Genomic DNA, 16804 nt, shown 5'->3' with positions numbered 1-16804 from the left:
GCAGTATTGAAATTTCTTAAATCAAAAGTGAAACATATATAATTTTCGACTTTATAACTTTTATTTCCACAACTCATTATTCTTTTATGTATTTTCTTATAAAATTATAACAGTTTTAAAGGTATTTATCTATATATTCTATCTTATTTTTAGTTATATATAACTTTTTAGAAAATTCACAATCTTTCTATGTTTTTTTATAGATATAAATATAAACATAGAAAATTTCTAAAAAAAGACCATGAAAATCTCATGGTCTTTTTCAACATACTATCTCTATTTTTGTTTCTTTACATTATATACTCTAACTATATCACACTCAGCTAATTTAATACTTGCTTCCATGTTATGAGGCTCCATTTCCAGCGCTTTCTTGAATTCCAGTCTAGCTTCCTCATATCTACCTTCTGAAACATATTCTTCACCTATTCTAATCCTCTCTTCAACTAAGACCCTTGTCCCCTTTGCGATAAATAGAATTTCTCCAGCTAATATCAGTATACACAATATAATTAAATAACTTGCGACCTTTCTCTTTTTCATAAACTCCCTCCAAATACAAAATACTAACAATCATAAATAGGATATTATACTTAGATATTATCTAATAATTAAATTCATATCCAATTATTATAATATCATACAATTATTATAATATCATACAATTATTATAACATCATACAAATAAAATAAATTAAGTTTTATTACACCAAATTTCTCATTAAATTTTCTCAATAGTGATTTACATTTTTCATTTTTAATATTGAAAAAAGACAATTATGCGCATGTTTATTTTGTACATAATTGTCTTTCAACTAATTTTACACAACTTATCTATTAATATATTCTATCCAAGAAACTCAGGATTTTCAACATGTTCTGATCTTATTGCTTTCTGTTCAATTGTAAACTGAACATTTACAACACCATTATCTAAATCACAAGAATATTTCTCGCCACAATTTTCACATTCTAAGTAATCATTATCACCTACTTTTTCTCTGTTATCAAATAGAAATGGGAGATTTTCTCTACCTTCACTCCACCCTTTAGTAATAGGTTTATCCAACTTATACGTATATAAATAAGTGGCTTCCCGTTTCATTACAAAATTATTTCCATTACATTTTCTACATACAATCGTGTCATTACTCTTCATTATCTTATCCCTCTCATAATTTAAATTATACTTTTTTATAGCATGTGTAAAAGCCTCTTTCTTTATTAACGCTCCTTAGGGATCTTCTGTACTTATTTTACCAGTTTATCCAAAAATATTTTTTTCTGATTATTAAAAGCCTCCATCAAAAATCCTGCATATTAGTTTCACTTTAAAAACTTTGTTAAAATCATCACAAGTATTTTCTACGTTTAATGCCAATATTTTATATTTCTAATAGTTAATTTTTCTCAAAAATGATGTCCTTGTAATTTTGCCATGCAAAAATTTTAATATTTTCGCAATATTACTTAATTTTTAAAATTGCTAATTGATAAATAATATCTGTCATGTTATTATAGAGGTGAAATATTTATTGCATATTGTTAAATTTTTATTTATTAAGGAGGGGTTGTTATGAAAAAGAAAATTAAAGATGTTATAGTTATAGGTTTTGCATTATTTGCTATGTTCTTCGGTGCTGGAAACCTGATATTTCCTCCTTCATTAGGAAATATGACTGGTTCAAGTTATTTACTAGCTATGATAGGGTTTATTTTAACAGGAGTAGGACTTCCATTGTTAGGTATTTTAGCTTGTGCTAATTACGATGGCCAATTCTCTAATATTACAGATAAAATAGGAACTAAGTTTTCTTTAATAGTAAATATGGCTTTAATGATTGTTTTGGGTCCATTATTGGTTATACCTAGAACTGCTGCTACTACATATGAATTAGGTGTACAACCTTTGTTTGGAGATATAAATCCATTAGTGATAATAATAATTTACTTTATTATTAATCTGTTCTTTGTTTTAAAACCATCATCTATAATTGACATTATAGGAACAGTTTTAACACCAACACTTTTAGTTATGTTATCTTCAATAATCATAAAAGGTATTGTATCTCCTTTTGGAGAAATAGCACCTAGTAAAATTGATTCAGTATTCCCATCAGCTCTCTTAGAAGGATATCAAACAATGGATGTTTTAGGTTCAGTTATATTAGCTGCCATTGTTGTTGCATCTATAAAAGCAAAGGGATATAAAAAGAAAAATGAGATTATTAATCTATCACTTAAAGCTGGACTTATCTCAGTTACAGGATTAGCCTTAATATATGGTGGATTAACTTATCTAGGAGCACAAACTTCGGCTGTTCATGAGGGTGTCTCTAGAAGCTTCTTAGTTATCACTGTTGCAAAAAGTACCTTAGGTACATTGGGGATGGTTGCTCTAGGTATCGCAGTTAGCTTAGCTTGTTTAACAACTTCCATTGGAGTATCTGCAACTGTATGTGAATATTTCTCAAATAAGTTCGAGAAATTATCTTACAAAACTTCAGCATTCATACTTACTGCTATAAGCATATTTATAGCAAGCATGGGTGTAGACAGCATAGTTAAGTTCGCAGTTCCAATTTTAGGAGTGTTATATCCTTTAGTAATTGTACTTTTATTAACTTCATTTATATATGATAAAATCGGTAAAAAGGTCATGGCTTATACAACATATACAGCTCTTACAATTGGTGTACTTAACACTTTAGCTGACCTAGCTTCAATATCTAAACTAAAAGACTTATTAAATATAATTCCACTAAATCAATTAGGATTTGGATGGGTATTACCTTCTCTCTTCGTATTTATTATCACTTTTATATTAGTTAAAAGCACTGAAACAAAAGCAACTGAGAGAGAAGTATGTACTGAGTAAAAAGTTATCCAAAGTTCAATAGAGCCATTGTTTTTTAATAAATAAAACAATGGCTTTTAATATTAAGTAATTTCAATTTCAATTTGAATAATTCTTCTATTGTAGACTTTTTTAACAGACATTTTTAACCCTCTATACTCCACCTTATCTCCTTCTAAAGGAACTCTTCCTAATGTATTAAATATATATCCTCCCAAAGAACCATAGTTCTCTTCCTCTGGAAATTCTACATTAAACAATTCTTCAATTTCCTCTAAATCAATATCACCTTTAACAATGTAATGTTTATCACTAATCTTTTCAATTAATTTAACCTCATCATCATACTCATCAAATATATCTCCAACAATTTCTTCAATTACATCTTCAATGGTAACAATTCCTTCTGTACCACCAAATTCATCTAAAATAATTGCCATATGAGTCTTTTTTTGCTTGAATTCTACTAAAAGATCACTGATTTTTTTGTTCTCTGGCACATAAAAAGCAGGTCTCATTAAAGATGATATATCAGCAGAATCATCTTCATTCATATTTACTATATCTAATATTAATAAATCCTTTGCATGAATTATCCCAATAATATTATCAATACTCTCCTTATATACAGGTATCCTAGAATGCCCGTAATCTCTTATTATTTCTAAAATTTCACACAAAGAGCTAGACTCTTCAACAGCAACAACATCTATTCTAGGTACCATTATTTCACTTACATTCATCTCATCTATATCAAAAACACCATCAATCATCTCTCTTTCCTGAGCATTGACAATTCCTTCTTCTTCTCCAACGTCTACTAATGACCTTATTTCTTCTTCTGTAACAAAGGTACTTATGTGATCTATATCTCCACCTAGAGTTTTAATAATAAAATTTGTAATGAATTTCAAAATTAATGATATTGGTTTAAATAAAAAATCTAAAAATTCTAAAAGACTGCCTACTTTAACAGCTACTTTTTCTGGATTTTGTGATGCATAGGTTTTGGGGGTAATTTCTCCGAAAATTAAAATCAATATAGTCATTATTACTGTTGTTATTATGGCAGCATTTGCTCCTGCAAAATATTCTACAGTCAATTCAGTCAATAATGCTGTAGCAGCAATATTAACAAGATTATTTCCAATAAGAATTGTAATGAGTATATTGCTTAATTTTTTCTTTAATCTTTTTAAGGTTTTTGCCCCTTTTTCATCTACTTCTTCCATTTGTTTAATCTTAGCAATACTCATTCCCATTATGGAGGTTTCAGCACTGGAAAACATTCCAGAGAGTATTAATAAAAGAATTAATAGTCCTAATTTTACATATAATATTTTTGGCAAAATAAAACCTCCTCAAAAACTATCTTTACTAAATATTTTTCTTTTATAAACACTTATTTATTCAAAAACCTTATTTGCCAATTACAAAACCGTACTGAAATGCCTCAGTACGGTTTTTATATAAAATATATGAACTATATATGTTTAAAACTTAATTCCCAAATAATATTAATAATATAAAAATATAATAGCGGTTATTAATTTTCTCTACCCTCTCCAATAAAAGCAAGGGAAATCATATCAGGTCCTACATGGGACGCAATAGTTGAACAAAGTTCTGTTACAATAACTTTTTTCAATTTTAAGTGCTTATTAATATATTTTTCAATTTTTATTGCATCATTTAAACAATCCCCATGACCAATAACAACAATAGTCTCTTCTGGATTTGTCATATGTTCTACTAACTTATCATAAATAAACTTCATTGATTTCTTTCTACCTCTTACAGATGTGTACGGCTTTAACTCTCCCTGATCATCAACCGTAAGAATAGGTTTTACATTTAATATTGTTCCTACAGCTGCTTTAGTAGCAGATAAACGCCCACCTTTTTTTAGAAAATTTAAATCATTCACAGCAAACCAGTGATTTGATTTCATTTTATTCTCTTGTATCCATTTTATAACCTCTTCTTTAGAATGACCTTTTCTAATCATTTCTACAGCATGGATAACCAATACACCTTCTCCAACAGATGCGGATTTTGTATCAATAACAGTTATATCTGCATCAGGATGTTCTTCTAAAAACATCTCCTTTGCCATCACTGCATTATTAAATGTACCACTTAATCCTGAAGTGAACCCTAAGTAGATTAATGAATATCCTTTTTCATGATGTTTTTTGAATTTTTCTAAAAAGCTATATGAGTTGATTGCAGCAGTTTTGGGCATAATTCCTTGTCTTAGATATCCATAAAATTCCTTGTGACTTAGAGTTTTACCAAAGTCATCATAATAATCTTTTCCATCGATGTTTACACTCATACCTATAGTATCAATTATATTAAGATTATTCTCAATAAACTCCAATGGAAGATCACTACAAGAATCAACAAGAAGCATAATACTCACATTTAAAACCCCCTTTACAATATTTGATTAAATAAATAATGGAAACCCATCTTAAATTTATCTTCATATTAAAAATTATAATTTAAATAAAGATTTTAGTAAACAAATATATGCGTTTTTCATATTTTATTAATAATTTTGTTTAAATTCTAAAAAAAGACCTCATTTCACAAATTTATGAAATGAGGTTCCTTTGATATTCTACATTACTATTTGATTTTCAGTTCCATCAACTCTTATCTTATAAATCAAATTACCAAAAATTTTCTTGTAATATATCCAACCATCCATCATATTAATTACTTCTACTCTTTCTTCAACTATTAACTCATTAATAGTGCCATCTGTCTTTAGTTTATATATATACTCACCAAACTGATAATTTATCCACTCGCCATATATACTTAAATGTTTAGGCTCAGAGTTCATACGACTCAATAAAAGCTGTTTTTCACTTCCATCAACTTTTACCTTCAATAAATCATAGTCATTATAGTTTCTTTGAATGACATACACCCAGTCTCCTACAAGGTGGTATTCAATTATTTCTTTTTTATATCCACCAGTTAATTCCTTTTGTTCCGTTCCATCTTTTCTCGCCATATATAAAGCATCTCTTACCTCATAATATACAAAATCACCTTTAACCTTTAAATATATAGTATCTTTATTAACTAATTCTGTTTTTCCAGTGCCATCAATTCTGATTTTATAAAGATGTCTGTTATACTCGTCATTGATGAAATATATCCACCCATCATCAATCTTCATTTCTCTAACATCCCCATCCCCTAATAATGTCTTCTCAGTACCATCAGTTTTCATTTTACTGATTCTATCATCAGGGTTAATATAATATATCCATTCTCCACTGAATTGATAATCCCAGAAAGTATAATCATCGTTTAATTTTATTATATCTTTTCCATCAGTTGTCATTTTATATAAACTCTTAGAAACTCCAATGTTCGGTGCTGAACCATATGCGAAGTATATACAACCATCTTTTATTTCATAAATTATTATCTCTTTATCGCTTACCCTTGCTCTACCTGAACCATCTTCTCTAATTTTGTATATCTTTTTTTCATCATAAATATTCTTGTAATATACCCAGTCCCCATCTATATATATAACTTCTCCAGAGACCGTATTATCATTCTCAACAACATTTACTTTATACGTAGCCTTATGGTCATATGCTATTACTCTATAGCTATTTATGGGATATCCATTAATTATATATTCACCAGGCTTATTGATATCTAAATTTTCATATTCCCAAGCTATCTCTACTTCTCTTTCACTTCCATCACTCATAATAACCTTCAACTTTTTGGGAAGACCAGCACTACCACCTCTAGGAATTGTTAATTCAAATGAATCATCAACAAAATGGTCAATTTCAATAACATTGAACTTAATTATCTGTTTCCCATCAAATCCTTCAATTGTACCCTCAGCAGTATATACACCTGGCTTATCAAATTCAATTTCAGTTGGATTCCAAGTAAGTCCACTGTATAATTTTTCATCACCATTCTCCAAAATCACAGGTACATAACTAATGTAACTCAAATTAACTCTTGAAGTATCAAACAAAGAAACTGTCTTTTCTATAACTCCTTTAAACTGATCAATTCCAAGTACAGTTACTTTTAGCTTTATTTTTTCACTATATCCTTTAACTGTCCCCTCAATGTTATATATCCCTGGTACTTTAGTATCAACTTCACTTCCTTCCTCCCAAGTAACCCAGCGCTTCCTAGTTATCCCATCCATCATTTCTACTTCTACACTTGTTGGAAGTGAGTAATAATGATTCATAGCAATTGTTGTTTCAAGGTCTTTAATATTTTTAATTTCTACACCAAAGACAATTTCATTGTATCCATCTGTCAAACCTGTGTATAACCTATAATCATCTTCACCATCTAAATAATAAAAATTATCTCCTGCAACTTGAATATTCACCGACTCCATAGTTGTCATTCTACTGTTATCTGTTCCATCTATCCTCATTTTATAAATCCCATTAAGATAAGTTACATTATAATAATAAATATATCCATCGTTTATATTTAAGTATAGTGCAGAATCATCACTTACTTTTATATTTTCAGTCCCATCGGTTTTCATCTTATAAATCTTATAATTCTCAGTTTTGTTTGCATAGTATATATAACCATCATATACATTGATAAATGCAGCCTCATCTTCTCCAAGCTTTGTTCTATCTGTTCCATCAATTTTGATTTTATAAGGCTTATTGTTATCACTGATATTAGTATAGTAAACATACTCCCCATCAACATTTAAATTTAATGAAGTATCATCATTTAATTTTGTTCTTTGTCCACCATTTAAATTAATTTTGTAAAGCTTGTATTCATCTGAAGCATTAGCATAATAAATCCATCCATTCTTTACAGTAACTTGTTCACTTACATCATAATTTAACATACTTATCAATGACCCATCGGTTTTAAGCTTGTAAATTGTTCCATGGCCATTCTCTGAAAAGTTAGCATAATATATCCATTCATCAACAACATTTATATACAATGCAGTATAATCAATCATCTTAACTATTTCTTCTGTGTCTTTATTATACTTATAAAGCTTTCCTTCATCAGAAATATTGTGGTAATATATCCAATTATCTTTTTCAGCAACTAATCCCATATTTATGATATTACCTGAAGTGTTTCCTGTTCCATTCTTTACATTCACAGAAGCCTTAACTTTTTTATCATATCCTAACACAGATCCTTCATAACTAAAAGTCCCCTCTACAGCTGTATTAGGTTGAGAGTCCCACTGAACAAACTTATTTTGAATTGAACCATCTTCCATATTAACTGGAATTCTCTTAGGTAATTTATGATCTGTATTCATCCAAGCAAATTCCTCAATGTCATCAACATTTATCACTTCATTAATCTCAGTTGTAACATTAATTAGCTTAAGTTTCCAACCATCATATTTTCTGCTTGAATTACTTTCTCTACTCCAGATATCTACTAAATAAGTTCCCTCTGGAACATTACTTAGATCATACTCAACTTTCTCACTGTATTCAGTAAGATTTGTTAACCATTTATTGTTATCAACATCATACAAATGAAGTTTATATTGAGTATCTTTTGTTTCTGATTCTACTCCTTCAATAACTAAATTATCATTCTTTTTAAACTCAATTTTATTTGTTATCATGTCACCATTTAATGTCGTATTTGAACTATCCATAACAGTTATCATAAAAGGATAAGCATTGTCATAATCACCATAAGAATTTTGATATTTCCCTTTATACCCTACACGTCTAACTCTTATGGCAAATCGGTAATATCCTGCTTTAAGATTCAAATTAGTTAAATCCACTTTAACTGGCTTATTATATTTTGCTGGCGCAGTCCATCCATCAATCATATATTGATCATTAATAATTTCCCATTTATCTCCCATCTGTTCTTTATTAGTATAGAAAAGTTGATATTGTACTTCTCCATCAAAATTCTTAGATGATATATAGAACTCATTTTCATCTCCAACCACAAAAGGAGAATGTTCTAATCCAACAATCGCAACCTTAGGAAGCTGTTCTTCTTTTACCTCAATAATTTTAAGCTTCCATCCATCATATTTATTGATGGAATCACTCCTTCTCCCCCATATATCAACCAAGTACTTTCCTGGTTTTAAAGTCTGAAGATTGTATTCTGTTTTAGAACTATATTCAGTTAAATTTCCAAGCCATCTGCTATTCTTAATATCATATATGTGAAGTTTATACTCAGTATCTTCTTCCGCTCCTTCAACTCCATCAATGATTAATTTTTCATAGTTTTCATATTCTGTTTTATCTGTTATCATGTTACCATTTAAATTAATATCAGCTTTTTCTTTAACTGTTATCATAAATGGATAAGCATTATCATAATCTCCATAAGAGTTTTCATACTTACCTTTATATCCAACTCTTCTAACTCTTATGGCAAATCTATAATATGAAGGTTTTAAATTTAACTTTGTTAATTTAACTTTAACTGCTTCATTTGCATTTGATGGTTTTGTCCATCCATTTACCATATCCTCATTCTCAATAAGTGCCCACTTATCACCCATCAACTCTTTAGAAGTATAAAAAAGTTGATACTGTACTTCACCACTAAAGTTCTTTGAAGAAATATAAAACTCATTTTCATCGCCTTCAACGAAAGGGGAATGTTCTAAACCTACAATTGCGATTCTAGGTAAACTTTCTGCTGCTTCTACTTTCTCATATTCCCCACTAAATAGATATAATCCACTTAATAATAAAAATACACCTAAAAAAATAAAAAGCCTGCAATTACAAACCTTTTTCTTCATTTAATTCCTCCTATTTTGTGTTTTTTATATGCATATATAATATATTGTCTTTTATCCTTTACTTATCTTAACAAAAAAAATTTCAAACTTATATGATATGTTCATGGTACAAAATATATAAATAGGACATACTGGAATTGTTTTAAAACTGGTGATAAATATAGATAAAAAAAGTTCCATACCATAATTCTTTTAATAAAAAAAGATGTTGATTGTGCAAGCTACTCCTTGCATCATCAACATCTAATGATTTTATACTTAATCTTTTATTCAGTTCTTTACTATTAATCTTCTATCCAAATATCATTAAATTTCACAACATTTAATGGATGAACCTTTAACCCCTTAATATTATTACCATGAGTATAAGAGCTGCATATTGTAGATAAGAAAATCCATGGTGAATCATCAATAATCTTACTTTCAATATCATTCATCAACTCATTATATTTATATGGATTTTTAGTTTTTCTAGCTTGTTCTAGCATTTGAACAATCTCTTGATTATGATATTTACCAAAATTCATAGCACTGTCTTTATCAATTAACGGTTGAATGAAATTGTCTGGAGTACCTGAATCCCCAACCCATCCATAAAGGAATATATCACAATTACTGTTAGAAGAACTTTCTTTAAAATAATTCCCATTAACCTTAAAAGTTTTTACCTGAATTCCAATTTCTTTTAAATTATCTTTTAGAATTTCAGCAATCTTTTCGTGATTTTTAGCACCTGAAGAAACCGACATTGTTAATGTTCCAGAATTTATCCCACTAGATTTCATAAGTTCTTTTGCCTTCATTAAATTTCTATCATAAGCTTTTGATCTATAGCTTGTTAAGCTATTTGGGAATGCCCCTCTTGAAACAATCTCCATTTCACCAAATACCTCTTTAACAATTCTATCTCTATCAACACAATAATTAATAGCTTGTCTAACTGCTTTATTATGAACAACAGGATTTGAATTCTTAAAATTCATAGCTAAGAATCTAGCACCTACACATTGGATTTTTTCTGGTCTATAACCTTCATTCTTTATCTTTTCAATATTATTTTTGTGTACATCTATGTAATCCAATTCCCCTGCAACGAATTTATCTACTGCATTCTCTACTTTAAAATAAATTTCTATTCTATCAATTAAAGCTTTCCCTAATGAATATTCATCAAATTTCTCTAAAATCAACCCATCTTCTGTTTTAGAAACAAATTTAAATGAACCCGCTCCAATTAAACCAATATCCTTAGAATCGACCTCTTCCTTAGGTAAAATTGAACAACTGCAATGAGCTAAATTATTTATAAACATATTGTACGCATATTTCAATCTAATTTTAATATTATATTTTCCTTCAACTCTAATTCCAGAAACTGAAGATGTTCTACCAGCAAAATACTCATCTGCGCCATCTATCATTTCTAAAAACCATCTGTTTGGAGAATTAAGTTTTTTGCTAAGAAGCCTCTCAAAAGAGAACTTAACATCATCAGCAGTTATATTTCTACCATTATGAAATTTCATATCTCTTCTTAAATTAAAATTCCATGTCAAATTATCTTCTTCAACATGCCACGTTCTTGCAATTGCTCCTACTACCTCTGTACCTATCCCAAATTGTGCTAATCCCAAATGAAGTGCTGAACTAATTTTTGTTGATTCAACATCTGTAATCATAGCTGGATCAAAAGTACTTGGCTTACCTAATCCTATTCTAAATCTACTTATTTCATTGGATAAATCATTAACATTTTCTTCAGACATTTCATTAAGATTTATTATTGCTGACTCAAGAATATTAAGTACTGCCTTCTGCTTGTCCGCATTTATTGAAATATTTTCATTAAATACCTTAACCATGTCAGAAACTTTAACCATATCATCAATAACTGTTAACATATACTGGTTTTTATCAGCCTGCTCACTCATAACTTGATTTATCTGATTAGAGATATGTTTTGACTTTTCTATTGAGGTCATTATATCACCAAAAGCTATCCCTGATTTTTCAACAGCCAACGTACTTTCCTCTACAGTTTCAACACCTTTTTCAACAATACCTAATGTTTCTTTAGTAACATAAGCCATTTCATCTATTATATTGTTAATACTATCAGCTGAATCTGAGCTACTATTCGCTAGCTTCTTAACTTCTTGTGCTACAATAGTAAAGCCTTTTCCAGCTTCTCCTGCTTTTGCAGCTTCAATATTAGCATTTAATGATAATAAATGAGTAGTTTTTGATATTTGCTTTATAATATCAACAATTCCTTTAATCTCATTAGATTTTTCAGAAAGCTTATTCATTGCTTCACTCATATTTTCAACTGTATGCTTAATATTAAGAAAGCTCTCCATTATAGCATCTAGAGATTTCTTTCCTTCTTCAGCTTTACTTAACGATTCTTCTACAACTCCCATAGATTCTTCCACACTAGCACATACTTCTTGAGAAAATGCTCCAACTTCTGCTGAAACATTAATAGTTTTATCAATATTTTCCGTATGTTTGTCCATCTGTACATTTATTTCTTCAACAGATTTTAAGAGAACCTCAGTACTTTCTATCGCATCTTCAGCTTCCTTTAATATTCTTTCAGTCAATATACTTTGACTTTTCTGTTTATTAATTAATTTTCTTAGTCTATTATTTCTATCTTCCAATTCTTTAACATTAACATTCTCTAATATTGGATCTTTTTTTTCATTTTTGCTCTTTTTAAATTTGATTATACCCATTTTTCTTTCACCCCCACGAAATGTTTATTTAACTATATACACTAAATTAAAATCAAAATTTGAAATATATTAAAAGATAACTTCATTAATTGTTTATATATGTAAATTAATATTTTTCTTAAGAACATTTTACCACAATTATCATTATTAGAAAACTCAGTCTGACATTTAAAGGCACAATTTTATTAAAAAGTTTTAATTTCCAAAGTTTTAGACACTCTAAACATATATGAATTTTTGTGAATAATAAAATAAAAATGAGATAGTTTTATATCTATCTCATAATATCAATTACATATTAACTTTATCATCTTCAGACATATACCAATATGAATGCAAACCCGAAAGCTGAGTAATTGAATTTTTAGGCATTTGAGTTGCAGCATTAAAAACATTTAAAAAATCACCTATTCCCATCATTAAACTAAAAGTCGCAAAACTTAAAACAATCTTTGAGATTATCGCAAACTCTTCAGGAATAAAAATCCATAATATTAGGGGTATAAATCCAAAAATCATGTTTGGTAATAAACTTAAAAAAATAAACCTTGCTTTTGAAGTTGGGCTTGTAGAGAAAACAAATGCCATCATATTTTTCACAGAATACCAAACCTCAACTTCTGCATCCTTCGGGAATGCTATAGCATGTAAAAATTCGTGAGGTATAATCATCAAGTATGCTAATAATATCCCCCATAGGTTAAACATATCAAAAATACCAACGTTTCCACCTAACTTCCTTTTAATATAAATAGCAATTCCTATAATAACAATTACAGGAATAATAAATAAACTAGCTACTAAATTCACCTTAGCAAGAGTTTCAGGTTCTTTAAATTTTATTGCATTATCTGGTAGATTTCCACTTGATAATTGCTCTTCATTATCAAACTTACCTTTCCAAATCAATTTCATAATCATTTTCCTCCTATGGCATCAATTTTTCGCTTATAATTTCATTATCATCATAGCTTATCCAATCACTCCAACTTCCTAAATAAAGAATAGGCTTCAATCCAATCTCACTCATCAATAGAACATTTACACATGCACTAACACCTGACCCACAATGAACAATTATTTTTTTATAATCGTTCAATTCTTCAAATCTTTCTTTTAATATATTTAAATCTTTTATCTTTATTCCATTAAAGTTATCTCTCCAAAAATAATTTATAGCCCCAGGTATATGACCCGCTTTCTTATCTAGTGGTTCTTCTAAACCTAAATATCGCTCCCTTGATCTAGAATCTACTATTATTGACTCTTCTTTATTAAAATTTTCTCTCACATATTCTTTATCACAAATCAATTTAGAGTTAATATTCATTCTAATACCTTTAGATTCTTTTGGCTTACTCACCATTTCAGTTACAGGAAGTTTTCTTTCAATCCATGTACTAAATCCTCCATTAAGTACATAAGCATCTTTTATACCAATATATTTCAACATGAACCAAAGTCTAGATGCTGGTGCTAATTCTCCATCATCGTAAATAACTACAACTTTTTCATCATCAACTCCTGAGTTTTCTATCATCTTCACAAACCCATTTAAAGAAGGTAACGGATGTCTTCCCCCATGTTCTTTTACTTCTCCAATCAAATCCTTTAAATCTATGTATATAGCATTATTTATATGAGACTTAATATATTCATTTAATCCATATTGTTGCTCCTTCATACCAAATCTACAATCTAAAATAACTAAATTTTCATTATTTAAATTTTCAGCTAACCAATCTATAGTTACTATGTTTTTCACTTTAATTTCCTCCTATGCAGCATTTAATGATTGATCACAATAAATGCAGAACAAAAATTTAATTTTTTAAAACTTTTTTTACATTATTAAAGTGTTCCATACCAATACTACCATTTCTAAGATAAGTATGAGCATCACTAATAGAAAACCAATTAATTTTATCTACTTCTCCTGAAATTCTAAATTCATTTTTTTTTACATAAGCAATATATCCTAACATTAATAAATTACGTTTTGAATGATAATAGCTTGAAATATATTTGTATTTTATAACCTTCAACCCTGTTTCTTCTTTAACTTCTCTAATTGCACATCCTTCTGCTGTTTCGCCCTGCTGAATAAATCCAGCTACTAATACCCAATTAGTTGAAGAAACATACTCTTGTCTTAATAAAGCAATTTCTTTATTATCATTTATAACTGCAATCAAAACACATGGTTTAGAGAATTTAAAATAAGGAGTATTGCACTCCTCACAAAATGGAACAAGTCCCTCATCACCAATTTCTCTATGAGTTAATTTTTTTCCACATTTTTGACAAAATTTAATTTCCATACTAACCACCCTTTAACTCGTATAGAAATATAATAGTTCTACGAGTAGTAATATTCACTATCTAATCACTTAAATTTCAAGCATATTATAACATATAGTACAATATATACCTAATAGTTTCTCTCTCTTATTTTACAATTCTTTATATGTAATTAATACATTTGAAAAAGCTACCAAAATTAAACTTTGATAGCTTTTTCAATATACTATAAGTATTCTTCTAAGAATTTTTCCATTTCTTTGTACATCTCTATAACATTTTCTTCATTACTGAATCCATGCCCCTCATTGTCTTTCACCAAATATTTAACTTCCACACCTCTATTTCTTAAGGATTCTACAACTCCATCTGATTGATCCTGCGGAACTCTTGGATCATTTGCACCTTGAACTATAAATAAAGGACTCTTTATTTTATCAACATGAAACACTGGAGACACTTCTCTCAATAACTCCTTATCCTCTTCTGGATCTCCCATCTTCTCATACATCATTTTTCTTAATGCCTCCCAATAAGGTGGCATATCCTGAAGCAATGTAAAAATATTTGATGGTCCAACTACATCTACAGCGCAAGCATATAAATCAGGTGTAAATGTAACTCCAGCTAAAGCAGCATACCCTCCATAGGATACTCCGTAAATCGCAATTTTTTTAGGATCTGCAACCCCTTCATTTATAAGCCAATTCACTCCATCAGTAATATCATTTTGCATATCTTTTCCCCACTGCTTAAAGCTAGCCTCTAAGAACTTTCTTCCATATCCAGTAGAACCCCTAAAATTTATTTGAAGAACACCATAACCTCTATTAGCTAAAAATTGTGTTACATAATTAAATCCCCATATATCTCTGTACCAAGGTCCTCCATGTGGATTAATAACTATTGGTAAGTTCTTTGGTTCAACTCCTTTTGGCAATGTTAAATACCCTGGAATTATAAAGCCATCTCTTGCTTTAAATTTAATTGGTTTCATCTCACACAATTCATCTTCATTAAGCCATGGTCTTTTATCACATAATTTTATAAGCACATCACACTTTACATCATATAGATAATATGCTCCTGAATTTATGTCACTATATGCATGTATAATCATTTTACTCTCATCTATACTCATATTTTCATATGATATGCTGAGACCTTTTAGTTTCTCTTGAATCTTACTATGAATTCTGACTCTATTTTGATCTATAAAATGAATATACTCTTTATCTGTAGTATATTTAACTCCTACAACCTTCTTATAAAAATCTGATTTTAAGACTTGAGTAACATCAACGTCTTCATGTTCAAATAATAAGTTAATATTTTCTTTTGTTTTTGGATTAAACTCATATATAGCTGACTTGTCCCTTCCAATAGTAGATGAAACATATAAATTCTTATTATCAGAACTAAAGCATATTGGTGATATAGGTTCTCTAAAGTCACTTTCAAGTACTAACTTAAATTCTTCATCTACAGACTCTCTATATAATATTTTAGTTGAAGTTCCATCATAGCATGAAGCCGCTCTTACTTCTCCGTTATAATCTACTACCCATTCGGTAACCCCACCTGGATTTTCAGCTACCATTTTCAAATCACCTGTGTATACATTGATACTATAAACATCAAACATCCTTTTATCTCTTTTATTTAAAAGTATTAATATTTCTTCATTGATACCTCTTAAACCATCTAGAATTTCTGCTCTTACTCCATCAAAAGGAGTTAATTCCATAAAATTTTCCCCATTAATATCAACTGCATATAATCTATAGTTTTCATCTCCACCTTTATCTTTCATATATACTATGCGATTATCATTAGCCCAAATATACATAGATATATTTCTATCTAAGGAATTTGTTATTCTTACCTCTTCCTTATCTTTAATTGATTGAATATGTAGATTAAGTCTTTTTTTATAAGGCTTTACAAATGAAATATTATTTCCATTTGGAGATAATTTAAAAAATAGTTTTTCCGGTTTTCTCAAAAAGTCTTCAATTGGTATTTTTCTAATTAAGCTTTTATTACTCATACTTGTCCCTCCTATATATCCCATTACTTTTATTGTACATATTGGTTTTATTGTTA

The 16804-nt window shown here is 29.0% G+C and carries 11 protein-coding genes; 1 reads left to right on the top strand and 10 read right to left on the bottom strand.

The window, feature by feature from the left end; genetic code table 11:
• Nucleotides 1-276: 276 nt before the first annotated feature.
• Entirely contained in the window at nucleotides 277-543 is a 267-nt protein-coding gene (locus tag OW730_RS10355; protein WP_271228943.1) for a tetratricopeptide repeat protein, read from the bottom strand.
• A 304-nt stretch (nucleotides 544-847) separates the two neighbouring features.
• On the bottom strand, nucleotides 848-1159 hold the full coding sequence (locus tag OW730_RS10350) for a hypothetical protein (RefSeq protein WP_271228942.1): 312 nt from the start codon (nucleotides 1157-1159) through the stop codon (nucleotides 848-850).
• 417 nt (nucleotides 1160-1576) lie between these two features.
• On the opposite strand from OW730_RS10350, the gene brnQ reads away from it, so the two are divergent.
• Nucleotides 1577-2878, top strand: coding sequence for a branched-chain amino acid transport system II carrier protein (gene brnQ / locus OW730_RS10345; protein ID WP_271228941.1), 1302 nt, complete (start codon nucleotides 1577-1579; stop codon nucleotides 2876-2878).
• 62 nt (nucleotides 2879-2940) lie between these two features.
• Here brnQ and OW730_RS10340 read toward each other — a convergent pair whose 3' ends face one another.
• The 8 genes from OW730_RS10340 to OW730_RS10305 all read right to left on the bottom strand — a co-directional run bounded on the left by OW730_RS10340 (nucleotide 2941) and on the right by OW730_RS10305 (nucleotide 16748).
• Nucleotides 2941-4206, bottom strand: a complete 1266-nt coding sequence (locus tag OW730_RS10340) for a hemolysin family protein (RefSeq protein WP_271228940.1) — start codon at nucleotides 4204-4206, stop codon at nucleotides 2941-2943.
• Nucleotides 4207-4403: 197 nt separating this feature from the next.
• Nucleotides 4404-5273 carry a DegV family protein gene (locus tag OW730_RS10335; protein ID WP_271229546.1) on the bottom strand — a complete coding sequence of 290 codons (870 nt, stop codon included), beginning with the start codon at nucleotides 5271-5273 and terminating at the stop codon, nucleotides 4404-4406.
• A 210-nt stretch (nucleotides 5274-5483) separates the two neighbouring features.
• On the bottom strand, nucleotides 5484-9656 hold the full coding sequence (locus OW730_RS10330) for a DUF5050 domain-containing protein (RefSeq protein ID WP_271228939.1): 4173 nt from the start codon (nucleotides 9654-9656) through the stop codon (nucleotides 5484-5486).
• Nucleotides 9657-9940: 284 nt separating this feature from the next.
• A complete protein-coding gene (locus OW730_RS10325; protein WP_271228938.1) occupies nucleotides 9941-12397 on the bottom strand; it encodes an ABC transporter substrate-binding protein in 2457 nt (818 codons plus the stop codon).
• A 291-nt stretch (nucleotides 12398-12688) separates the two neighbouring features.
• Entirely contained in the window at nucleotides 12689-13312 is a 624-nt protein-coding gene (locus tag OW730_RS10320) for a DUF3267 domain-containing protein (RefSeq protein ID WP_271228937.1), read from the bottom strand.
• Between the two features lie 13 nt (nucleotides 13313-13325).
• Entirely contained in the window at nucleotides 13326-14162 is an 837-nt protein-coding gene (locus OW730_RS10315; RefSeq protein WP_271228936.1) for a sulfurtransferase, read from the bottom strand.
• A gap of 58 nt (nucleotides 14163-14220) precedes the next feature.
• On the bottom strand, nucleotides 14221-14718 hold the full coding sequence (locus tag OW730_RS10310) for an NAD(+) diphosphatase (RefSeq protein ID WP_271228935.1): 498 nt from the start codon (nucleotides 14716-14718) through the stop codon (nucleotides 14221-14223).
• 206 nt (nucleotides 14719-14924) lie between these two features.
• Complete coding sequence (locus OW730_RS10305) at nucleotides 14925-16748, bottom strand: S9 family peptidase (protein ID WP_271228934.1); 1824 nt, start codon at nucleotides 16746-16748, stop codon at nucleotides 14925-14927.
• Nucleotides 16749-16804 lie beyond the last annotated feature (56 nt).

Source organism: Oceanirhabdus sp. W0125-5 (genome assembly GCF_027938815.1).
In the GTDB taxonomy this organism is placed as follows: Bacteria; Bacillota; Clostridia; order Clostridiales; family Clostridiaceae; genus Oceanirhabdus.
The sequence above is the reverse complement of the archived record's forward strand: the minus strand, read 5'-3'. Positions and strand labels throughout refer to the sequence as shown.